At 56.2% G+C, this 20,687-nt stretch carries 19 protein-coding genes and 1 pseudogene; 4 read left to right on the top strand and 16 right to left on the bottom strand.

What is annotated here, in order from left to right; all coding sequences use genetic code 11:
• Positions 1-180: 180 nt before the first annotated feature.
• The gene (locus tag KIH26_RS00340; RefSeq protein WP_213441343.1) at positions 181-846 is read left to right on the top strand and encodes a glutathione S-transferase family protein; all 666 of its coding nucleotides are present in this window, start codon (positions 181-183) and stop codon (positions 844-846) included.
• A gap of 169 nt (positions 847-1,015) precedes the next feature.
• On the opposite strand, the gene KIH26_RS00335 is transcribed toward KIH26_RS00340, so the two are convergent.
• The 15 genes and pseudogenes from KIH26_RS00335 to KIH26_RS00270 all read right to left on the bottom strand — a co-directional run bounded on the left by KIH26_RS00335 (position 1,016) and on the right by KIH26_RS00270 (position 17,077).
• On the bottom strand, positions 1,016-2,479 hold the full coding sequence (locus KIH26_RS00335; protein ID WP_213441341.1) for an SRPBCC family protein: 1,464 nt from the start codon (positions 2,477-2,479) through the stop codon (positions 1,016-1,018).
• A gap of 18 nt (positions 2,480-2,497) precedes the next feature.
• Entirely contained in the window at positions 2,498-2,941 is a 444-nt protein-coding gene (locus tag KIH26_RS00330) for an SRPBCC family protein (protein ID WP_213441339.1), read from the bottom strand.
• 5 nt (positions 2,942-2,946) lie between these two features.
• Positions 2,947-4,614, bottom strand: coding sequence for a flotillin family protein (locus KIH26_RS00325; RefSeq protein ID WP_213441337.1), 1,668 nt, complete (start codon positions 4,612-4,614; stop codon positions 2,947-2,949).
• Positions 4,615-4,632: 18 nt separating this feature from the next.
• Entirely contained in the window at positions 4,633-5,466 is an 834-nt protein-coding gene (locus tag KIH26_RS00320) for a phosphoenolpyruvate hydrolase family protein (RefSeq protein ID WP_213441335.1), read from the bottom strand.
• 27 nt (positions 5,467-5,493) lie between these two features.
• Positions 5,494-6,753: a Tm-1-like ATP-binding domain-containing protein gene (locus KIH26_RS00315; protein ID WP_249661036.1), complete on the bottom strand. Its 1,260-nt coding sequence runs from the start codon at positions 6,751-6,753 to the stop codon at positions 5,494-5,496.
• Positions 6,754-7,254: 501 nt separating this feature from the next.
• A pseudogene (locus KIH26_RS16940) lies at positions 7,255-7,701 on the bottom strand (ABC transporter ATP-binding protein); the annotation flags it as partial.
• Positions 7,702-7,751: 50 nt separating this feature from the next.
• Complete coding sequence (locus KIH26_RS00310; protein WP_213444563.1) at positions 7,752-8,558, bottom strand: ABC transporter ATP-binding protein; 807 nt, start codon at positions 8,556-8,558, stop codon at positions 7,752-7,754.
• 38 nt (positions 8,559-8,596) lie between these two features.
• Positions 8,597-9,853: an ABC transporter substrate-binding protein gene (locus tag KIH26_RS00305; protein ID WP_213441333.1), complete on the bottom strand. Its 1,257-nt coding sequence runs from the start codon at positions 9,851-9,853 to the stop codon at positions 8,597-8,599.
• A 35-nt stretch (positions 9,854-9,888) separates the two neighbouring features.
• The gene (locus tag KIH26_RS00300) at positions 9,889-11,025 is read right to left on the bottom strand and encodes a branched-chain amino acid ABC transporter permease (protein WP_213441331.1); all 1,137 of its coding nucleotides are present in this window, start codon (positions 11,023-11,025) and stop codon (positions 9,889-9,891) included.
• Positions 11,022-11,969, bottom strand: a complete 948-nt coding sequence (locus KIH26_RS00295) for a branched-chain amino acid ABC transporter permease (protein ID WP_213441329.1) — start codon at positions 11,967-11,969, stop codon at positions 11,022-11,024. Before KIH26_RS00295 ends, KIH26_RS00300 begins: the two co-directional genes overlap by 4 nt.
• Positions 11,966-13,252, bottom strand: coding sequence for a metal-dependent hydrolase family protein (locus tag KIH26_RS00290; RefSeq protein ID WP_213441327.1), 1,287 nt, complete (start codon positions 13,250-13,252; stop codon positions 11,966-11,968). Before KIH26_RS00290 ends, KIH26_RS00295 begins: the two co-directional genes overlap by 4 nt.
• A 27-nt stretch (positions 13,253-13,279) precedes the next feature.
• The gene (locus tag KIH26_RS00285; protein ID WP_213441326.1) at positions 13,280-14,569 is read right to left on the bottom strand and encodes a metal-dependent hydrolase family protein; all 1,290 of its coding nucleotides are present in this window, start codon (positions 14,567-14,569) and stop codon (positions 13,280-13,282) included.
• A 10-nt stretch (positions 14,570-14,579) separates the two neighbouring features.
• Positions 14,580-15,383 carry an alpha/beta fold hydrolase gene (locus KIH26_RS00280; protein ID WP_213441324.1) on the bottom strand — a complete coding sequence of 268 codons (804 nt, stop codon included), beginning with the start codon at positions 15,381-15,383 and terminating at the stop codon, positions 14,580-14,582.
• Entirely contained in the window at positions 15,380-16,201 is an 822-nt protein-coding gene (locus KIH26_RS00275) for an alpha/beta fold hydrolase (RefSeq protein ID WP_213441322.1), read from the bottom strand. The genes KIH26_RS00280 and KIH26_RS00275 overlap by 4 nt, the downstream gene beginning before the upstream one ends.
• Before the next feature lie 9 nt (positions 16,202-16,210).
• Positions 16,211-17,077 carry a fumarylacetoacetate hydrolase family protein gene (locus tag KIH26_RS00270; RefSeq protein WP_213441320.1) on the bottom strand — a complete coding sequence of 289 codons (867 nt, stop codon included), beginning with the start codon at positions 17,075-17,077 and terminating at the stop codon, positions 16,211-16,213.
• A 134-nt stretch (positions 17,078-17,211) separates the two neighbouring features.
• Between KIH26_RS00270 and KIH26_RS00265 the strand changes: the two genes are divergently transcribed.
• Positions 17,212-17,904 (top strand): TetR/AcrR family transcriptional regulator, encoded by a 693-nt coding sequence (locus KIH26_RS00265; protein WP_213441318.1) that lies wholly within the window; start codon positions 17,212-17,214, stop codon positions 17,902-17,904.
• A gap of 140 nt (positions 17,905-18,044) precedes the next feature.
• A complete protein-coding gene (gene holA, locus KIH26_RS00260; RefSeq protein ID WP_213441317.1) occupies positions 18,045-19,106 on the top strand; it encodes a DNA polymerase III subunit delta in 1,062 nt (353 codons plus the stop codon).
• A gap of 20 nt (positions 19,107-19,126) precedes the next feature.
• Here holA and KIH26_RS00255 read toward each other — a convergent pair whose 3' ends face one another.
• Entirely contained in the window at positions 19,127-19,336 is a 210-nt protein-coding gene (locus KIH26_RS00255) for a hypothetical protein (protein ID WP_213441315.1), read from the bottom strand.
• Between the two features lie 45 nt (positions 19,337-19,381).
• Between KIH26_RS00255 and KIH26_RS00250 the strand changes: the two genes are divergently transcribed.
• Positions 19,382-20,686, top strand: a complete 1,305-nt coding sequence (locus KIH26_RS00250; RefSeq protein WP_213441313.1) for a glutamate-5-semialdehyde dehydrogenase — start codon at positions 19,382-19,384, stop codon at positions 20,684-20,686.
• The last annotated feature ends 1 nt before the right edge of the window (position 20,687 follow it).

The following is a 20,687-nucleotide window of genomic DNA, read 5'->3' as shown; positions in this document are numbered from 1 at the left end:
GCGAAAAACGTAGCTTTAGCGGTGCTAAAGCGAGGCTTTTCAACAACGCAGACCGCCCAAAAACTGGCTTGATTCGCGTGCATGACTTGTTCAGCACATCCTTTACTATTAAATTAATAGCACTCTGCGCAGTATCTATGCCGGCGATTGGCCACTTTTGATCTAAATATTGAGATAAATATGTCTTTACAGCTCTATTTCGCACCCGGCGCCTGCTCCTTCGTCCCGCATGTGCTGCTTGAAGCTGCTGGCGCAGCCTTTGAGCCCAAGTTGGTGAAAATCCACAAAGGTGAGCAATACAGCGAAGAATACAAAGCGCTCAATCCCAAATCGCAAGTACCTGTTCTCGTGACAGAAGGCGCAGTCATCACACAAATCGTAGCGATCACCACCTTCATCGCCGAGAGTTTTCCCGCCGCTAAATTTCTACCCAGCGATCCACTGCAAAAAGCCCGCGTCCTACAAACCTTGGCATGGATGAACAACACCGTTCACCCCACCTTCACCCACATCTTCATGCCGCAAAAATTCACACCCGATGCAGCAGCGCAAGCCACCATCAAAGCGCACAACGTGCAGCTCTTCGCCGAGCAATTGCGTGAGATCAATAGCTTGGTCGCACAAGCCAAGGCAACTGGCGGCAGCTACGCAGCAGCAGCCTATGGCCATGATCACCTCACCGCGCTCGATGCCTATGTGTTGACCTTCAATCGCTGGGGTTCCATCGCAGGCATTGACCCCACGCAATTCACCCACTCATGGGCGCATATCCAAACGCTCGCTGCACATCCTGCGATTGCCAAAGTCATCGAGCGCGAGCGGTTGCAGCTCAACTTGATGGGGTAGGGAGCTTCTGAACAAGTCTGTTCGGGCAGATCAGGCCTGTCTTCGGGCGGTCTGCGTTGTTGAAAAGCCTCGCTTTAGCACCGCTAAAGCTACGTTCTTCGCCTAGCAGCCCATCCCGAATCCAGGCCTGCTCCATCCCGACGACTTATTCAGAAGCTCCCTAGCCTGATCACACCGTCAAGATCAGCGAGCCCGCGCTCTGGCGCGATTCCATGCGCTCATGCGTTTGCCCAGCGGCGTTGAGCGAGTATTGTTCAATTGGCGGGCGCCTCAAAGCGCCAGATTCCAGCGCAGCCCACACACGCGCTGCGCGCTCGGCCAAGGCTTGTTGAGTCGCGGTGTAGTGAAACACCACAGGGCGAGAGAGCGTGACGGATTTTTGGTTCAGCCATCCTGGATCAATTGCTGCCAATGGGCCGCTGGCTTGGCCTAAGCTGATCCAATGGCCTGTCGCGGCAATAGCGGCCATGTTTTCAGTGCGAGCCGCATCGCCCAAGCCATCCACAATCACTTGCGCACCGTCCAGCCGCTGCACCGCATCCGCAAATTTGTAATCCGGCGTGACGATCACATGCTCACATCCGTATTCGCGCGCTAATCGTGCCTTCGCTTCGCTCGATACTGTGCCCATCACGGTTGCTCCCATGGATCGCGCCCAGGAGCAGAGCAGCAAGCCCACGCCACCAGCGGCAGCATGCACCAGAATCCGCGTGCCTTTTTGTATGCGCCCCAAATCACGCAGCAAGTAATCCACTGTGATGCCTTTGAGCAAAAGCGCTGCTGCTGTGTTGTCCTCCACAGAGGCAGGCAAGCGCACCACATGCTCTTGGCTCACCGTGCGCACCGAGCAATACGAGCCGGGCTGCGGACATAAATATGCCACACGATCACCACTGAGCAAGCCGCCCACGCCATCACCCACATCCAGCACCGTGCCTACCGCCTCCATGCCCAGACCAGCAGGCGGCTCCACGATGCCAGGCACCCAGCCCTTGCGAACGTAGATGTCAAAGAAGTTCACACCCACGGCACGCTGCGCGATTCGCACTTGGCCAGCAGCAGGTGCAGGCGCATCCACGGTTTGAATTTGCAATACAGACGCATCACCAAAGCGCGAGATTTGCACTTGCCGCGATGCCACGGGCACGCCTTGGCGCATGGGCGCGCGAGACACGGCATAACTGGCAGATGTGTTCCCCAGCAAATAACGCCGCAGCCCTTCAAAGCCTGCCTCATATACACCCTTAGCAACCAAATCACCCAAGCTACGTTCTTGGCCGGGCGGTGTGGCAAAGCTGCTCTCCCAATGCCACATCGTTCGGTTGCCATCGGTGATGCGCTTGAGCGTGACCGTCGCCACATAGCGCTGCAAGGGCACAGTGCTTTGCACGATGCAGTACGTGGAGACGTGATCCGTATCGGATAAAGCAATCAACTGCTCGCGAATATGGTTGCCGTCTTGCAATTTGAAATTACGGATGCAACCGACCTGATCGCTGCGCTCACCCCCTTCAATCGAGCTGCTGGCAATCGCAGGATGCCAACGATCATGGCTGTTGAAATCACGCAGCACTTCCCAGACGCGCTCAATCGGCGCATCAATCACAGTAGAGCGAACAATTTTTTGCAGCATGTGACGGACAAGCAGCGTTTAAGAGCGACGACCGAAATGGCTCTTCAAAGCATCAAAGCCTGTTTGGAACACGCCATTGCCAATACCTTCAGACAACTCCTGTTCGCGGCCAGCGGCACAATCAAATTCCGCACTCCATTCGATGAAGCAACGCGCACCATCAGTGATCGGCGTGAGCTTCAAGGTGGCCACATAGTTGTCTACACCCATCGGGCTTTCCAAGATGGAATAGGCGCAAGTGAAATCGTAATCAGACAATGTGAGCAGCTTCTCGCGAATCAGGCCCCCATCGCGTGTGTGGAAATGGCGGATGCAGCCAATCTTGTCACTCGGCTCATTGTTTTCAATGCGGCTGTCCGCAATGATGGTGTGCCACACCGGCAAGGCATTGAAATCGCGTACGCGCGACCACACGCTGTCTGCCGTGGCGTCGATCACGCTAGAAACATAAATGCGAACCATGGCACTTAATCTTTAGTAGCGTTGTTGGTAAGCCCGCCCACCAGCTTGTTGATGTTACCGCCTTCCAAACCAATTTCTTTGAGCAGCTGATCCACGATCGGCGCTTGTGCGCGGAAGCGCAGCGCCGAATTCGTCACGTCATCAGCAAAGCCGCCACTTTGCATGCCGCCCTCGCCGCCCGAGCCACCGCCACCCAAACCATTCACATGCATGATCTTGATGCCTTCGATGCGCTCCATCGGCTTCACGGATTCGCGGATGATGCCTTCGGCCTTATCCACCAAGCGCATGCGCAGTGCAGAAGCGCGTGCTTCTGGCGAGAGCACGTTATGCGCTTCGTTGATCATGCGCAGGCCATCGGCCTCTGCTTCGCTGCTTACGCGCTGAGCAGCAGCTTTGATCGTCTCGGCATCGGCATCGGCCTGCGCTTGCGCGCGCACAGCTACGCCGCGATCTGCGCTGGCATCCTTCTCAGCCTTGGCGGCTGATGTAAGACGCAATGCCTCACGCTCCGCGGCTTGCGCAGCAGCAATCAGCTCCACAGCTTTCTTGCGCTGCGCCATTTCCACATCACGCGCGGTGAACACTTTTTCTTCAGCTTGCACGGCCGTAGCACGCGCTGTGTCGGCAGCCGCTTGTGCTTCACTCAAATTCTTACTCTCTTTCGCCAAAGCAATCGAGCGCTGCTGCTCAGCCAGCTCCAAGGATTTACGGCGTTCAATCTCAGCCGTTTCAATCGTACGTTCCTTCCCAATGCGCTCTTGCTCAATCGATTGCTCGGAGCGGATGCGCGCGGCCTCAATCGCCAGCTTGGCCGAGATTTGTGCGCTCTCAGAATTTTGCATGCTCTGTGCACGCTCGGTGCTCAGCTCCGCTTGCTGGCGAGCGCGTGCGATTTCCACTTCGCGCTGCTGCGCCAGGCGAGCATATTCCGCGTCGCGATCAATGGTCAGCGATAGCTTTTCAGCCTCTAAATTCTTATTGCGAATGGCAATGAGTGTGTCTTGCTCAACATCATTGCGCTGCTTCTTGCGATGCTCGATTTGCTCGGTCAGGCGCGTCAAACCTTCGGCGTCAAACGCATTGCTGGGATTGAAATACTCCATCGAAGTTTGATCGAGTTGCGTGAGCGATGCTGCCTCCAGCTCCAAACCGTTCTTCGTGAGGTCTTCAGCCACCGTCTCGCGCACACGCTTCACATACACACCGCGCTTCTCATGGAGTTCCTCCATCGTCATCTCAGCAGCGGCTGTGCGCAGCGCATCCACGAATTTACCTTCTACCAATTCTTTGAGCTGATCAGGCTCCATGGTGCGCAAACCCAGAGTTTGAGCAGCAGCGGCTACCGAATCTTCCGTCGCAGCCACACGCACATAAAACTCCGCGATCACGTCCACACGCATGCGATCTTTGGTGATCAATGCCTTATCACGCCCGCGAGACACTTCCAATCGCAGCGTGTTCATATTGACTGGGATCACATCATGCACGATAGGCAGCACAAACGCGCCACCGCCGAGCACCACCTTCTGCCCGCCCATGCCGGTGCGCACAAAGGCGCGCTCTTTGCTGCTGCGCAAGTAAAGCCAATGGAAGAGCCAAACGATGATGGCGACAACAATCACCACCACAATCAAGCCAAGAATGAAAGCTCCGAAATCGCTGCCAGTCATGATGATCTCCTTGGGTACTCAAGCGCGTTTAATTTGGGTGAAGCGGCGCGTTGTCTCTGTCAACGCCACTTCGGCGGGAAGCCGCTCCATCGAGCTCGCTCCATAAAAACCATGGCACTCTGGGCAGTGCTTCAAGATATATTCCGCATCCTCGGGTGTCGCAATCGGCCCGCCATGGCAGAGCACGATCACATTCGGATTGATGGATTTAGCGGCTTGCGCCCAGGCATTGATGGGCGCTACGCAATCGGCGAGTTTGAGTGCTGTCTCTGCGCCAATCGCACCACCCGTCGTTAATCCGAGATGGCAGACCACGATATCGGCGCCAGCGCGCGTCATGTCTTTGGCATTGTCTTCACTGAATACGTAAGGCGTGGTGAGTAAATCCAATGCGCGAGCGCGGGCAATCATCTCCACCTCGAGGCCGTAGCCCATGCCAGTTTCTTCCAGATTCGAGCGGAAGTTACCGTCGATCAAACCCACAGTGGGGAAGTTTTGAATGCCTGAGAATCCGAGGCTGATCAAGCGCTGCAAGAATTGATCTGGGATCATGAAAGGATCCGTGCCGTTCACGCCCGCGAGCACGGGCGTTTTTTTCACCACGGGCAGCACCTCGGTGGCCATATCACACACGATTTCGTTGGCATTGCCGTAAGCCAGCAAACCCGCCAAGGAGCCACGCCCCGCCATGCGATAGCGGCCTGAGTTGTAGATCACGATCAGATCAATCCCACCGGCCTCTTCGCACTTGGCCGACAAGCCCGTGCCTGCGCCACCGCCGATGATGGGGATGCGTGCATCAATTTTCTTTCGCAAATCGCTAAGGATCTGTTGTCTGGCTATTCTTGGCATTGTTGTTCTTTCTTTCGGTCTGAGTTTTTAAAAAGCGCGTTTCTTGGCTTGGCTGAGGGCATGGGGTGTTTTCACCATCTCACGCCAAGCTTTGACCAAAGCATCAGAGAACGCTTCATCGTTGATGTTGTAGGGCAAGCGAATCAACTGGCGCTGGCTGCCAGCACGGAAGTTTTTCTCAATCGCTTCAAACAAAGCGCGATCTGCCTCGGGATCGTGGAAAGGCTGGCCTGCTTTATCAATCGCAGACACGCCGCCTTCAGGAATGAAGAATCGCACGGGCCCGCGCATGGCATTGAGCTTGCGCGCGATGAATTCACCGATCTGTTGGCATTCCTGCGCTGTGGTGCGCATCAAAGTGACAGAGGCATTGTGTTTGTAGAGCAGGCGATGCTTGAACTTTTCTGGCACGGTATCCAATGCACCAAAGTTCACCATGTCTAATGCACCGCAAGAGCCGATATAGGGGATATCGTGCCGTGCATACACATCCATGCGCGATGCGCCCGCTGAGAAGACACCGCCTACCAATTCATCTGGAATCTCGGTGGTGGTGATATCCAAGACACCCGCCAGCAAACCAGAGTCCACCAATTTTTCCATCGACTGCCCGCCTACGCCTGTGGCATGGAAGACCAGGCAGTCATACTCATTCTCCAGCTGTTTAACCACGGCTTGCAAACAGGTCGTCGTCACGCCAAACATGGTGAGGCCAATCGCAGGTTTGGTCTCAATGCTCTGAGCTGGCGGCTGAGCCACCATGCCCGCCAAGGCATGCGCCGCATTGCTGAGTACCTTCTCGCTGATGCGATTGATGCCCTGCACATCCGTGACGGAATACATCATGCAAATATCACTGGGGCCCACGTATTGGCGTGTGTCACCCGAAGCCACGGTAGACACCATCACCTTCGGCACACCAATCGGCAATGCGCGCATGGCAGGCGTAGCCAGCGATGTGCCGCCCGAGCCGCCCGCAGAAATGATGCCGCCCACATCGCGACGTGTTTGGATGTAATGCTCAAAAGCCACCGCCATTGCGCTCACTGCGCTGCCGCGATCGCCGCTGAACACGGCGCTCTCGCCTTGCGGATGCGAGCGCGCGACCTCGCGAGGATGCACGCTAGCAGTAGATGTGCGGCCTGAGGTGGATAAATCAACGGTCACCACACGCAAGCCGGTTTTTTCAATGCATTGACGAATGAAAAACAGCTCTCGGCCTTTGGTGTCAAACGTGCCCACCACATAGGCCGCGCGTGTGCTGCTGGCAGCTACTGGAAGCTGCAAGACTTGCGCTTTTGATACGCTGGATGAAATCGGTTTGACAGACTCATTGCTTGTGAAACTAGGCAAGGGCTGGCGAGAGATATCCGTCACACTCGCTTGCGTGCTGCCTGCATTCCAGCGATTAAAGCCGCGAACGCTGCCGGGCGCAGGATCAGCCAAGGCTTGCGAGGCATCGGCGTGTGATCGCTTCACCGTCCAGATTTTGGGTGCTTCATCCGTGGCAGCCGGCGCAGCTGGTGCTTCCACTTCCGCACTGTCGCCACTGGAGCGCACGCCGAGCAAGCGCTCTTGCAATTCGCGATCCGCAGCCAGCGTGGCTTTATCCATCTGATGCGCGATACGGCCATTGACCATCACGCCAATGCGATCCGCCACATCGATCGCCACACCCAGATTCTGCTCAATCAGCAAAATCGCAATCGAGCCTTCTGCCGCCAATTCTCGCAAAGCTTTGGCCACCTGCTCCACGATCACGGGAGCCAAGCCTTCGGTGGGTTCATCCATCACGAGCAAACGCGGCTGGAGCAGCAAGGCGCGGCCAATCGCCAGCATTTGCTGCTCGCCACCAGAGAGCTGCGCGCCACCATTGGATTTACGCTCGGCCAAGCGAGGGAACATGTCGTACACGCGCTGCACATCGCGTTTGCGTGGTGCAACAAGCGCGAGCGTTTCATCCACAGTAAGCGAAGGCCACACGCGCCGGCCTTGCGGCACATAGGCCACGCCCTGCTTGGTGATTCGGTTTGACGGCAAGCCCAGAATTTCTTGCCCGGCTACGCGAATGCTGCCCGTGCCCGGCACGATGCCGGTGACGGTATTGCACAGCGTCGTTTTGCCCATGCCGTTACGGCCAACGATGGCTGTCACGCCGCGATCCAGCGTGAGGTTCACATCTTGCAGAGCATGGGCGCGGCCGTAATAGACGTTCAGCCCCTTGATCTCCAGCATGGGCACCGACGCATTCGTCTTGTCAGCGCGATCTTTGCCAAACCAGTTCATCAGTGCTTGCCTCCCATATAGATGGCCTGCACCTGGGCATCGTTTTCAATTTCATCCGGCGTGCCTTCTTTGATCACGCGCCCGTTGTGCATCACGGTGACTTTTTCAACCACCTTGAGTGCAATATCCAAATCATGCTCAATCAACACAAAGCTCATGTGCGAGGGCAGCGAGGTGAGCAAAATCACCAGCTCGCGGCGCTCCGCAGGTGAGAGGCCAGCAGCTGGCTCATCAAACAAAATCAAGCGCGGCGCGCCGGCCAAGGCCATGCCGATTTCAAGTTGGCGTTGCTGGCCATAAGCAAGGTTGGCCACAGTTTCATTGGCAATGTGCGTGAGGCGCGAGCGCTCCAGCAAATCTTGTGTGGCCACATTGGAGGCTTGGCTTGCGCCGGGGCGCAAGAAACTAAAACGCCCTTCGCTCACACCGCGCACGGCTAAAAATAAATTATCGCGAACCGTGAGCTCGCGAAACAGCAAAGACGACTGATACGTGCGGCGCATGCCTTTGCGAATGCGCTCGAACGGGGTGAGCTCAGTGATGTCTTCGCCGAAAAAATGGATCCGCCCGGAGGTGGGCGGAAAATCGCCAGTGATGGCGTTGAACAGCGTGGTTTTACCCGCGCCGTTCGAGCCCAAGACGGCATACTTCTGACCAGCCGCCACCGTCAAATTCACGTCATCCACCGCACGCAAAGCGCCGAAGGCACGCGTCACACCCCTGAGCACGAGGGCATCGTTGGATGCGAGCGCGGAAGCCTTCGCGGGAGAGGCGCTTAAAGGCTTGCGAGTGGAGACGGTTGACATATAGCGGCGGGTCAGAAGATGGTCTTGGGAATCAGCTCTTAAGGGCAGCTGGGGGTATCGCGCGTACCGATCACAAAGTCTTCCTTCTTCATGCCCAGCATCTGATCGATGTTGTCAGTACGGCTGAGCACTTTGTTGAAGAGATTGCCTTGCGCATCCTTGGTCACTTCCACCACGAAGCTTGTGCCAATGGCTTGACGGTTCGCATCCAAGCGCACATCGCCAGTAGGTGTCTTCAAAACCATTTTGCTCAAAGCTTCGCGATACTTGGCCTGACCGCCCGACAGATCACCATTCACAGCAGCCAAGCCATCCAAGGCAGCTTTCATATTGGTGTAGTAGCCCCAAGCAAACAAGCTGGGCATCGGATAGCCGCCAGAAGCGACTGGGTAGTTCTTCTGGTAATCCGCCACGAAGGCTTTCCACTCTGGTGTATCCAAGGCATCAGCGGATGGTGCGCCGGAGATCGTGCCTACCAAAGAATCGCGGCGCTTGCCGCGGTAGTTGAGCACGTCTTGGCTCACTGTGATCGAGCCACCCATGAGAGGCTTGTCACCACCGGCTGCTTCATACTGGTTCAAAAAGTTCACCGCATCCGAGCCACCCAAGATGATGAGTAAAGCATCCACATCTTTAGGAATGCGAGCAATCACGGAGGAGTAGTCTTTGCCGCCCAGTGGCACCCAGGCCTTCACAGGCACTTTGCCGCCGAGCTTGCAGTATTCAGACATGAAGCCCTGCACTTGCGAATACGGGAAGGCATAGTCTTCCGCGATGATCATGGTGCGCTTGTAGCCTTTGGCCAAAGCTGCTTTACCCAGACCTACCATCCACTGGCCACCATCGGTGTTGAAGCGGAAGAAATTCGGGCTGGTGTTGACCAAGGTGGTCGCTTGTGCGCCCGAGCCGCCGTTGATGAAGGTGATGTTGGGCTGCGTCTTGGAGTAATCCTTCACTGCAATGCCTTCGCCGCCAGACAGAGGGCCAACCATGATATCGACCTTGTCTTGCTCGACCAATTTACGCGTGGCGTTCACGGCCACATCGGGCTGGGCATTGGATGATGCCTTGATGATTTCAATCTTGCGGCCAGCCACTACGCCATTGCGCTGCTTCACAGCCAATTCTGCGCCGCGCATGCCATCCGCACCGCCAGCCGCAAACGGGCCTTCAAGTGTGGCCAGCAAGCCAATTTTCACAGGTGCGCCAGATTGCGCAAAGCTGATCGGCATGCAAGCTGCGGCAATGGCAGCGCCCACCAAGGTACGGGCCAGTACACGTTTCGTTGTTTTCACAGTAGTCTCCTTCGTCTTCAATGAAAAATGCGTTGTTAACGCACAGTGGATTTGATGGATAGCTTGGGTGATAGGCGCGATTTCAAACGCGCCCACAACCCAAGCAAACCATCAGGGGAAAAAAGAACAATCGCCAAAAATACGCCACCAATCACGAGGTTGAAACGCTCACGATCAATCAGATCGATGGCAAAGGTTTGCAGCAATACAAAAATAATCGCGCCCAAGAAAGCGCCGATCGGATGCTTCATGCCGCCCAGCACAGCAATCACCAAAATATTGATGAGCCAGCCGGTGTTCACTGAGCCCGGCACAATCAAACCGTTGTACCAAACCAGCATCACGCCGCCCACAGCGGCAATAAAACCAGAAACAGCGTAAGCCGCCATGCGATGCGCGATGACATTGAATCCCAAAGAATTCATGCGGCGCGCGTTATCGCGCGTGCCTTGCAAGGCAATACCGAATGGCGTGCGGATCAAGTGCTTGACGAAGAAATAACCTGCCAAAGCCAGCACTAAAGACAGGTAGTAAAAAGGCAAAGGCGAGCGCCAATCCACGTCAAACAATTTCGGTGGATAGACTTTCTGGAAGCCCTGAAAGCCGTTGAAGACACTGTAGTTTTGCAGAGCCAAATAGTAGAAGGCCGCCCCAATCGCCACCGTGATCATGATGGTGTAAATGCCTTCGGTGCGGACTGATAGCCAGCCAATCAAAATCGAGCATGCGGTAGCGATGAAGAGCGCAAAAATAATCGCTACCCACCAAGGCCAATTCAAACTGATCTCTGGTGTGCCACTCGTCCCCAAAATAGCTACGGTGTAGCCCGCGATACCAGCGACTGTCATTTGCGCGAGCGACACCATGCCACCATAGCCACCCAGCAAGGTGAGCGATAAGGCAATCAAGCCAAAAATCAAAGACTGCGCACCGATTTGAAACGTCATAAACGGTGACACCATCCAAGGAAACAGCAGCACAAACAACATGACGACCACATGGCGGATGCCAATGGCTTTGAAGGTATCGCGCACCCATTCAAACGAGACACGTGGCGATGCATCCATGCCCTTGATGGCGGATGATTTGCTCGCCTGATGAGACAAAGCGGTCTGACGCAAAGCCGCGTTTGCGTCACGGTTCATGGCTTGCCGCCAGCGTGCTGCGCTCATGCTGCTTTCCCCATGATGCCGCGTGGACGGAAGGCCAGCACGAGAATCAAAATCACAAAGGTGAATACGACGCTGTAGGTGGGCGCATAAGCCAAGCCATAAGTCTCCGCCAGACCGAGAATCACAGCACCAATTGCCGCGCCTAAGATGCTGCCCATACCGCCTACGATCACTACGATCAGAGAAGCGAGCAGCAAGCGCGTGTCTTCACCGGGCACGATGGAGAGCTCTACCGCGCCGATCACGCCACCCAAGCCAGCCAAGCCAGCGCCGAGCGCGAAGGTGATCGCAAAAATCAAATTGACATTCACGCCCGCCGCTGACAGCATGGCGCGATCATCCACACCGGCGCGAATCATCATGCCCACACGGGTTTTGCTCAGCAGCAGCCACAGCGTCACACCAATCACGATGCCCATGCCCAGCAAGCTCAGGCGATAAGCGGAATATGCATTGATGATCGGCAAACCTTTGATCGGGCCTTGCAGCCATTCTGGCGCTTCGATTTGATAGACCTGCCCGGTAAAGATCCAGAGCAGAATATCCGCGATCACGATGGACAAACCAATCGTCACCATGGTTTGCCGAAGATCCTGGCCTTGCATATGGCGCAAGATAAAGATCTGGATCAACAAGCCTGCGAGCGCGGCCGCCGCAAAACCAGCAGCAACGGCCACAATCCAATAACCGGTTTTGGCAGCCACAAAGAAGCCCACATAGCCCCCCAATAAATAGAGCGAGCCATGTGCCAGATTCACGTTGCGCATCAGGCCAAACACCAAAGTGAAGCCGCTGGCCACGATGAAATACAGCGAGGCTAATGTGAGGCCGTTGAGCAGAGTGACGAAATACAAACGCAGGTTATCGTGAATCGCCCAAGCACTGAAGGCGGCGATAGGGCCACCGACCAAAACCCACAGGGCAATTTTCTGGTTGCGCGTCATGCTGCCCACCCTTTTGACGCGCTGCGGCTGTCCATCTCAGGTGTCTTCGCAAATTTGCCGTCTTTCATCACAGCAAGAATGCGCTCAGGTTTGCGCAGAATGCTCAAGTTAGCCACGGGATCACCATCGATCAACAAGATATCCGCCAGATAGCCTTCTTTGATCATGCCCAGCTCGTGCCCCATCATCATGAGTTGCCCGCCCAATTGCGTGGCGCTGCGAATCGCCTCCAGCGGCGTGAAGCCTAGATACTTCACAAAGAATTCCAGATCGCGCGCATTCTGGCAATGTGGCGTGAAGGCAAAGCCATAGTCGCCCCCCGGGAGCACACGCACGCCGCGCTTGTGCATGGCGCTCAGCGATTCAATTGCGGCATCCCACTCAATCTGGTAGCCCATCTCCACCGCCTTGGCATGCGTTGTGCCCCAAGGCTCGGCTTCATACAGCATCGCGTAGAGAATCGCCAACCCGGGCGCGACAAAGATCTTGTCTTTGCGCTCTTCCAGCATGTCGAGCGTTTTCTCATCCGTGAAGCTGGAGTGATAGATCAATTCAATGCCGTGTTTAAGCGCTTGTTGAACGCTGGCTTTGGAGCGCGCATGCACAATGATTCGCTTTCCACGCATGCGCACTTCCTCAGCGGCAGCCGCCACTTCGGCATCGGTCATCCAAGTGGTGTCTGCAGGCGCATGGGGCACAAAGTTATCGCCCGAGAGATTGAGCTTGATCGAATCCACGCCGTATTTGAGGAACATGCGCACCACTTTGCGCATCTCTTCCGCGCCATTCACATTCACGCCAAAGCTGTATTCCGGGAAAGGAAGATGCGACAAGGTCTCATCACCCAGAGCACCAGGCACGGTGATCTCTTGGCTCGCCGCAAGATAGCGAGGCCCAGGAATCTGGCCAGAGTTGATCGCATTGCGAATCACCACATCCAAGCGCGGCTTGGCGCAGGCTGCACCCAAGCAAGATGTGAAGCCTGCCATGAGATACCGTTTGGCTGTTTGGCGACACCACAGCACATGCTCCTCGACCGGCATGCGCTGAATCGCATCCAGCGTGGCGGCATCATTCCAAGAAAAATGCGTGTGCGCTTCAATCATGCCGGGCATGAGGGTTGCGCCCGCGCCATCAATCACCATCGCATCACCCGCATACAGCGGCGAGACGGAGCGATTGATCTGGGCAATACGGTTTTTCTCGACGAGCACCGAGCCGGCGAACGAAGGCTGACCCGAGCCGTCGATGATGCGGACGTTGTTGAAAAGGATACGTGACATGGTTTGGTCTCTTTCCCTCAGTCTCACTTAGTCAGCCCAGCGGCTTGTGGGGGATGCACGGCCGGCGGGTGCGCGGTGAAATTTGCCATCCTTCATCACGGCAAGAATGCGTGCTTTATCTTGCAAGATTTTGATATCGCGCAGCGGATCGCCATCAATCAACAAAATATCAGCGAGATAGCCCTCTTGAATCTTGCCCAGCTGATCACGCAGCTTCATCATCGGCCCGCCCCAAGCCGTGGCTGAGAGCAAGGCTTCCATATTGGACATGCCCACGTATTTCACAAAATACTCGAGGTCTTTGGCATTCGTGCCATGCGGTGTCCACGCAAAGCCATAGTCGCCACCGGGCAGGATGCGCACGCCACGCTTGTGCAAGCCTTGCATGGATTTGATGGCTGCATCGAGCTCCTCAAAATAGCCCATCTTGCGCGCCACATCAGGCGTGATGCCATATTGGCTGGCGTTGTGGCAGGTGTTGATGAGCCAAGCCAAGCCGGGCGCAACAAAGTGATCGCGTTTGCTCGCCTCCATCATGTCTAGCGTCTCTTCGTCGGTATAGCTGGCGTGGTAGATCACTTCAATGCCATGCTTGATGCATTGCTTCACACCCCAGGTGGAGCGTGCATGTGCCGAGACTCTCTTGCCCCAGGCTTTGGCCTCACTCACGCAGACCTTGATTTCCTCTTCGGTGAACTGACTCATCGAACTAGGCATGCCGGTAATGGACTCTCCCGAGAGATTGATCTTGAGAGAATCCACGCCGTACTTGATGAAGGTGCGCACGGTTTTGCGCATCTCTTCCGCGCCGCAGACCACGGCACCAAACGCAAACTCAGGCTGCGGCAAATGTGGCATCGTGGTGTCACCCAAGCCGCCCTGCACGGTGATCTCTTGGCTCGCTGCGAGATAACGCGGCCCGATGATCGTGCCATTGTTGATCGCATCACGGATCGCCACATCAAGGCGGGGCTTGGCAGTCGCAGCGCCGACGCAGCTTGTCCAGCCCATATCCAAATAGCGCTCGGCCACTTCAGCGCACCACAAAATATGCTCTTCAGGCGGCATGCGCTGAATCGCATCCAAGCTGGGCTGATCGTTCCAAGAAAAATGCGTGTGCGCCTCGATCATGCCGGGCATGAGGAATGCACCTGCGCCGTCAATGATGTGCGCCCCTTGCACCGCGCCACGCGCCTGACCATAGCCGGTACGCGTGACTCGCGTGATGCGATTGCCCTGCACCAGCACCTCGCCCTGATAGGGCTGCTCGCCGGTGGCATCGAAAACCTTGACATTGGTAAATAGCACGTCGGACATGGCTCAGCTTTCAGCGTTGACGATCTAAAAAATCACGCAGGATGCGACGGCTCGCTTCCGTGCGCTCCAGCGTGGGCCAATGACCACACTTGCTCAAAATCTCTAAGCGCGCTTGTGGCACGCGCGCCATCAGCTCGCGCGCCGAAGACAGCGGCGTGACGATATCTTCATCACCCGTGATCAGCATCACAGGGCAAGCAATCTCTTCGAGCTGCGTAGGCTTGGCAGCAGCCAAGGCCAAGCAATTGCGTGCAAAGCCTTCCGGGTCTTGACTCGCCACGCCTTCGTGCACATAGGCTACCGTGATAGGTTGCGTCTCTTTGGTGGAGGCTGACAAAGCCACATCAGAAATCACCGATGCAGAGCCAAACATGCCGTTCGCACGCACATCAGACGCACGCCCTTGCATGCCCTCGCGCATCGCAGGATAGGGCTGAGGCAGCACGCCAAACAAACACAAGCTCTTGACCAACTGGGGCGCTTTCACAGTCACATACTGGCTGATCAGCGTGCCCCATGAATGCCCCACCAGATGCGCTTTTTGAACATTCAGCGCTTTACAAACTTTGATCACGCATTGCGCGAGCAGATCTGCAGAGAGCTCGCCCTTGTTCGCAGCCTCTTTCGACAAGATATCTGCATCTTTTGAGCGCCCCGATCCCGGCATATCAATGCGAATCACTCGATAGTTTTGCAGCGCAGGCATGAGCGGTGCCCACACATTCATCGAGCCGCCCAAGCCATGCAGCATGACGACGGTTTCGCCCTCGCCTTCCACATCCACCGCCATCTTGTCGATCCATTGAATCGTCATGCTTGGCCTCGCGAATGAGCTTGCAAGAAATCACGCAAGATGCGCTGGCACTGATCTGGGCGCTCCAGCATCGGCCAATGGCCGCATTTGTTCAGCACCTCCAGCCGCGCCTGCGGCACACGCGCCATCAGCTCGCGCGCACTCGCCAGCGGCGTGACGACATCTTCATCCCCCGTGATCAACAGCATCGGGCATTGGATGTCTTCCAGCGTGGTGGGCGTGGCTTCTGCCAACAGCAGGCAATTGCGCGCATAGCCTTCTGCGTCTTGCCCCATGATGCTTTCGCGCACATAAGCCACGGCAACAGGATGCATTTCTTTGGTTGAGGCTGATAGTGCAGCGTTGGACACGGCAACAGCCGCTTCAAAGTTACCCTTGGCACGCACCAGCGGCGCACGCGCTCTCATGCCATCACGCACAGCTTGGCTCGGTTGCGCCATCGAAGCAAACAGGCTGATACTTTTCACCAGCTTCGGCGCTTTCACGGCCACATAGGGGCAGACCATCGTGGTTAACGAATGCCCGACCAGATGCGCTTGGTTGACACCCAACTCTTTGCACACATCAATCACGCTTTGCGCGACCACATCGCAGGATAGCTGGCCTTTGTGTGACGTATTTTCTGACAAAGCGTAGGCATGCTTGGAGCGCCCTGCGCCCGGTGTATCGATACGGATGACTTTGTAATTCTGCAGCGCAGGCATGAGTGGTGCCCAGACATTCATCGAACCGCCCAGGCCATGCAGCATAACGACGGCTTCGCCCTCGCCCTCGCCCTCGACATCCACCGCCATTTTGTCGATCCAATGAATGGTCATTGATTACTCTCAGACAAAACGGTTTTCAATCGCGCCGATGCCGTCGATCTCAACGCGCACCACATCGCCACTCTTCAAATAGCGCGGCGGCTTCATGCCCATGCCGACACCTGCGGGTGTGCCGGTGGCAATCACATCGCCGGGCATCAGCGTGATACCACGCGAGCAGGTTTCGATCAGGTTGGGGATGTTGAAAATCAAGTCTTTGGTGTTGCCATCTTGGCGCAACTCGCCATTGACCCAACCACGCACCCGAATGTTGTCATGCTGCAGCTCATCCGCTGTCACGATCCATGGCCCCATCGGGCAGAAGGTATCGAAGCTCTTGCCCAAATCCCATTGCGAATGCCGCATCTGCACATCACGCGCCGTCACATCGTTGACCACGGTGTAACCAAACACATGCTCCATTGCGCGCGCGGCTGAAATATTCTTCCCGCCTTTGCCGATCACCACGGCAAGCTCAGATTCGTAATCAATCTGCTCGGAGATTTGTGCGCCAGGCAAGAGCACATCGTCATGCGGCCCCACCACGCATTCGGCCAGTTTGGTAAACACAATAGGCCATTGCATTTGATCATTCGCATTGCTGGTGAACACACTGCCCGCCAGCTCAGCGGCATGTGCGCGATAGTTGCGCCCCACGCAAATGAGGCTGCGCAAGGGCTTACGCATCGGCGCATGGAGCTGCACGGCGGACACCGGCAAACGTGTGCCTTTGGAAGCTGGCAGCGCTTCACCTCGCACCAAGCCTTGCAACACAGGCAGCACCCCACGGTCTGCACGGCTGACATCTAACGCGGTTAACTCCTGCCCATCACTGGACACGGTACCCACATGAGGCTGACCACCCCAAGACCAACTGGCTAGGCGCATGAAATTTGTCTCTTGTCTGAATGTTGTTTTCATCAAAATGAGACTTGAGTCTCAAATTGATCTCGGCGTATCATAGGCAGACGGAAATAACATAGCAATCCACTCAGCCACCAAATAACATAGGAATTTCCCTGATGACCCGCGCAGCACCCACCACCACAGAGCCCGCCCCGCTGCGCGGCGTGAAAGCTTCCACCATGAAGCTACTTTTGGATACAGCTATCGGCCTGATCAACGAGCGCGGGCATATTCCTTCCATTGCTGAAGTCGCCTTGCAAGCGCATGTTTCGCGCGCCACGGCCTATCGCTATTTCACAACGCGCAGCGAGTTGATCGCCGCCGTAGTCAACGCATCTCTGGCGCCCGTGCGTCAGTTTCATTCCACCCAGCCCGATGGCCGCGCCCGCGTGAAAGAGCTGTTTGTCGAGACATTTCCTCTCTTCAAACAGTTTGAACCCCAGCTTCGCGCCGCTGCGCAGCTCGCCTTGGAGCATCAAGCGCTGGAGCGCGCTGGGCTGCTGGAAGAGCGCCCTTACCGCCGTGGCTATCGCGTGGCGATTCTTGAGCATGCGATGGAGCCTTTGAAAGCACAGCTCACGCCCGCTGTGCGCAAGCGCCTGCACCAAGCGCTCTCCGTCGTCTATGGCATTGAGCCTTATGTGGTGATGCGCGATATTTTGAAGATCAACGATCAACAAATTGAAAGCACAGCCTTGTGGATGGCGATGGCTTTGGTGGACGCTGCGCTCAAAGAATGCCGAGCCTCAGGCAAGGAGCCCAGCCCTCGCACTGCGCGACGCCAGCCCGTTCTATGCAGCGTATCTTGATCACCACTCATACGCTATCAAATAAGTAGCGCATTGCGCAGATTCTATGCCGGCAAACTGCTATTTTTGGCATGAATTCTCCATAAAAAAGAGGCTCAAGACTGGATTGGGCAGCCACGCAATCTGCCTACAATCTCTCCATGCAACTCGCCGCCGCGCAACTTACACAGCATCTGCAAAAGGGTCTCAAATCCCTTTACACGCTTCATGGCGATGAGGCTTTGCTGATTCAAGAAGCCGCAGACGCGATTCGCGCCGTCGCTCGCGCGCAAGGCTACACCGAGCGCGTGGTGCACACCGTCGCTGGCGCGCATTTCGATTGGAGCGAAGTGCTCGCCTCGGGCGGCTCCATGAGTTTGTTTGGCGACAAACAAATCGTGGAAGTGCGCATCCCCAGCGGCAAGCCCGGCAAAGAAGGCAGCCCCGCGATTCAGCAAATTGCCGAGAGCGCAAAGGGTAATGACGATGTGATCACGATCTTCGTGTTGCCCAAGCTCGACAAGATGAGCAAAACCGGCGCGTGGTTCAGCGCACTCGATAGCTTCGGTGTCACGCTCGAAGTGCAAGAAATTGACCGCCGCGCCCTCGCGCCCTGGCTCACGCAACGCTTGGCACAAGCTGGCCTGCGCGTAAAAAGCGGCGAAGAAGGCGAGCGCACTTTGAAATTCTTCGCTGATCGCGTGGAAGGCAATCTGCTTGCGGCGCATCAGGAAATTCAAAAACTCTCTTTGCTGCATCCATCCAGCCCCGATGCGCCGAAAGAACTGAGCTTCGAACAAATCGAAGCCGCCGTGCTCAACGTCGCTCGCTACGATGTCTTCAAACTCTCTGAAGCCGTGCTCGCCGGCAACCTCGTGCGTACCCAGCGCATGCTCGACGGCCTGCAAGCCGAAGGCGAGGCTGAAGTGCTCGTGCATTGGGCGCTCAGCGAAGACATCCGCAACCTCCACCGCGTTCGCAGCCTGATGGATGAAGGCAAACCGCTACCGATGGCGCTGCAAGAGGCGAGAGTCTGGGGCATCAAGCAACGTCTGTATGAACGCATCTTGCCCCGCCTCTCGCCGCTCGATTCAGCCAACTTGCTACATGCTGCGCATCAAGTCGATGGCATTGTCAAAGGCTTGAAAAGCCCAGGCTGGCCAAGCAATAGTTGGGTGGCGCTGCAGCAGTTGGCGGGCATGGTTTGTAAGGTAGCAGTTTGATGATCTTGCTTTGATGGCGGCTAACGATTAAAGCGTTCAAGCAACAAGCCAAACGCGAACACTGCAACAAACCAGCCTGCGAAAGGCCACCAGCTTCGCATCTCAATCGCTATCACAATGGTGACGACAGCGGCGATCGCCATGAAGACATAAAGAATCAGCTCTCTGAGCGCACTTTTAGCGTAGTCGCCCGGCGTGAGTAAGCCTGTTTTCTTGTCTTCTTTGAACATGGTGCGGTTTGCTTGCCGAAAGATTGATCATGAGACAATTAGGGCATGAATGCAAGCTCCACCGCCGAATTGATTCAACTCCTGGGTAGCCACGCGCGCCGCGCAGCGTTTGAGATGGCTCGGGCTCCGGCGTTGCAGAAGAATGCGGCTTTGAAGCGGCTGGCTGGGCTGTTGCGCTCCAGTATCGCCACTCTGCAAGTAGAAAATGCGAAAGATTTGGAGCGCGCAACGGCTGCAGGCCTGTCAGCACCGATGGTAGATCGCTTGAAGCTCACGCCGAAGGTGATTGAAACTTGCGCTTTAGGCTGCGAGCAGCTTGCGGCGATGGCTGACATCATCGGCGAGATTTCTGGCATGCGCCAGATGGAGAGTGGCATTCGTGTGGGGCAGATGCGCGTGCCCATTGGTGTGTTTGGCATGATTTACGAGAGCCGGCCGAATGTGACGATTGAGGCTGCTTCTTTGTCGATCAAGAGTGGCAATGCCTGCATCTTGCGCGGCGGCTCAGAAGCGATTGAATCGAATCGTGCGCTGGCAGCGCTCGTGCGCCAAGCTTTGGCCGAGAACGGCTTGCCAGAAGACGGCGTGCAACTCGTACCCACGACCGACCGCGAGGCCGTGGGGCAGCTGATCACCATGCCGCAGTTTGTGGACGTGATCATTCCGCGCGGCGGCAAGGGCTTGATCGAGCGCATCAGCCGTGATGCGAAAGTACCCGTGATCAAACACCTCGATGGCAATTGCCATGTGTATGTGGACGATCCTTGCGATATCGAGATGGCGGTGCGCGTGGCGGATAACGCGAAGACGAATAAGTATTCGCCTTGCAATGCGGCTGAGGGCTTGCTTGTATCGCGCGGCGTGGCCAAAGAGTTTCTTCCGAAGATTGCAGCCATCTATGCAGCCAAAGGCGTGGAAATGCGCTGCGATTTAGAGTCAAAACAGCTAATCGCCGGCGTATTTACTGCGCAAGGTGCTACTGATTCAATAGCGCTTTTGAAAGATGCCACAAGCCAAGATTGGTTTGAAGAATACCTCGCTCCCATCATCAGCATCAAAATCGTGGACGGTTTGGACGCTGCGATCACGCACATCAACCATTACTCATCGCACCACACCGATGCGATCCTCACCACGAACCACATCCACGCTCAGCGCTTCCTGCGCGAAGTGGATTCAGCCAGCGTGATGGTGAACGCGAGCACACGATTTGCGGATGGCTTTGAATTTGGCCTCGGTGCAGAAATCGGCATCTCCACCGACAAGTTTCACGCACGCGGACCTGTAGGCGTGGAAGGGCTGACTTCGCTGAAATATGTGGTGCTCGGTGAAGGGCAGTTGCGCGCTTGAT

This window comes from Variovorax sp. PCZ-1, assembly GCF_018413605.1.
GTDB lineage: Bacteria > Pseudomonadota > Gammaproteobacteria > Burkholderiales > Burkholderiaceae_C > JANMDU01.
The sequence above is the reverse complement of the archived record's forward strand: the minus strand, read 5'-3'. Positions and strand labels throughout refer to the sequence as shown.

Coding starts and splice junctions, on each gene's coding strand:
- KIH26_RS00340 (WP_213441343.1), top strand. CDS start 181: ATGTCTTTACAGCTCTATTTCGCACCCGGCGCCTGCTCCTTCGTCCCG.
- KIH26_RS00335 (WP_213441341.1), bottom strand. CDS start 2,479: ATGCTGCAAAAAATTGTTCGCTCTACTGTGATTGATGCGCCGATTGAG.
- KIH26_RS00330 (WP_213441339.1), bottom strand. CDS start 2,941: ATGGTTCGCATTTATGTTTCTAGCGTGATCGACGCCACGGCAGACAGC.
- KIH26_RS00325 (WP_213441337.1), bottom strand. CDS start 4,614: ATGACTGGCAGCGATTTCGGAGCTTTCATTCTTGGCTTGATTGTGGTG.
- KIH26_RS00320 (WP_213441335.1), bottom strand. CDS start 5,466: ATGCCAAGAATAGCCAGACAACAGATCCTTAGCGATTTGCGAAAGAAA.
- KIH26_RS00310 (WP_213444563.1), bottom strand. CDS start 8,558: ATGTCAACCGTCTCCACTCGCAAGCCTTTAAGCGCCTCTCCCGCGAAG.
- KIH26_RS00300 (WP_213441331.1), bottom strand. CDS start 11,025: ATGAGCGCAGCACGCTGGCGGCAAGCCATGAACCGTGACGCAAACGCG.
- KIH26_RS00295 (WP_213441329.1), bottom strand. CDS start 11,969: ATGACGCGCAACCAGAAAATTGCCCTGTGGGTTTTGGTCGGTGGCCCT.
- KIH26_RS00290 (WP_213441327.1), bottom strand. CDS start 13,252: ATGTCACGTATCCTTTTCAACAACGTCCGCATCATCGACGGCTCGGGT.
- KIH26_RS00285 (WP_213441326.1), bottom strand. CDS start 14,569: ATGTCCGACGTGCTATTTACCAATGTCAAGGTTTTCGATGCCACCGGC.
- KIH26_RS00280 (WP_213441324.1), bottom strand. CDS start 15,383: ATGACGATTCAATGGATCGACAAGATGGCGGTGGATGTGGAAGGCGAG.
- KIH26_RS00275 (WP_213441322.1), bottom strand. CDS start 16,201: ATGACCATTCATTGGATCGACAAAATGGCGGTGGATGTCGAGGGCGAG.
- KIH26_RS00270 (WP_213441320.1), bottom strand. CDS start 17,077: ATGCGCCTAGCCAGTTGGTCTTGGGGTGGTCAGCCTCATGTGGGTACC.
- KIH26_RS00265 (WP_213441318.1), top strand. CDS start 17,212: ATGACCCGCGCAGCACCCACCACCACAGAGCCCGCCCCGCTGCGCGGC.
- holA (WP_213441317.1), top strand. CDS start 18,045: ATGCAACTCGCCGCCGCGCAACTTACACAGCATCTGCAAAAGGGTCTC.
- KIH26_RS00255 (WP_213441315.1), bottom strand. CDS start 19,336: ATGTTCAAAGAAGACAAGAAAACAGGCTTACTCACGCCGGGCGACTAC.
- KIH26_RS00250 (WP_213441313.1), top strand. CDS start 19,382: ATGAATGCAAGCTCCACCGCCGAATTGATTCAACTCCTGGGTAGCCAC.